This window comes from Rhizobium sp. 01T444 (genome assembly GCF_056398305.1).
This window is the reverse complement of the sequence record NZ_JBFTPD010000172.1, coordinates 1-715: the sequence shown is the minus strand read 5'-3', so window position 1 is coordinate 715 and position 715 is coordinate 1. Positions and strand designations below refer to the sequence as shown.

General features: G+C 69.0%; 1 protein-coding gene. It reads left to right on the top strand.

Annotated elements, in window-relative coordinates; all coding sequences use genetic code 11:
- Window positions 1-715 (top strand): ABC transporter permease (locus tag AC1DTN_RS37805; protein WP_477925258.1); only part of this gene is annotated, 715 nt, incomplete at both ends.

The window sequence follows — 715 nt, the reverse complement described above, 5'->3', positions numbered from 1 at the left end:
ACTGTGGGCACCGCCCACGCTCTTCGGTGTGCTGGTGGTGGTCTTCGTGCTGCTGCGGGTGGCGCCGGGCGACCCGATCGCGATGATGATCGGCCCCGGCGCGACGCCCGAGGACATCCGCACGCTGCGCCAGCTCTACGGCTTCGACCGCAGCCTGCCGGCGCAGTTCATGGTCTATCTCGGCCAGGCTTCGCTCGGCCATTTCGGCCAGTCGATCACGCTCAAGCAGGACGTGCTGGCGCTGGTGGGCGCGCACCTGCCGCTCACGCTCGAGCTGTCGATGCTCGCGCTCTTCATCGCGGTGCTGATCGGCGGCGGCGCGGCGCTCGCGGCCATCGCCTGGCGCGGCAGCTTCGTCGAGCGCGGCATCGATGTCGCGACCGGCTTCGTCACCGCGATCCCGGACTTCCTGTGGGGGCTGGCGGGCATCCTGATACTGGGCGTGCTGCTGCCCGTGCTGCCGGTGTTCGGGCTGCTCGATTCCGACCTGCGCTTCGACAGCGCATCGGGCTTCGTGCTTCTTGAAAGCCTGCTGCGCGGACGCTTCGACGTCTTCGGCTCCGCGCTCTATCACCTGCTGTGGCCGGCGCTGTCGCTGGCCTTGCCGCTGGCCGCCATGATCTCGCGGGTGCTGAAGGCCTCGCTGCTCGAAGTGCTGGCACAGGACTACATCCTGATCGCGCGCGTCAAGGGCTTCAGCCCCTGGCAGGTGCTG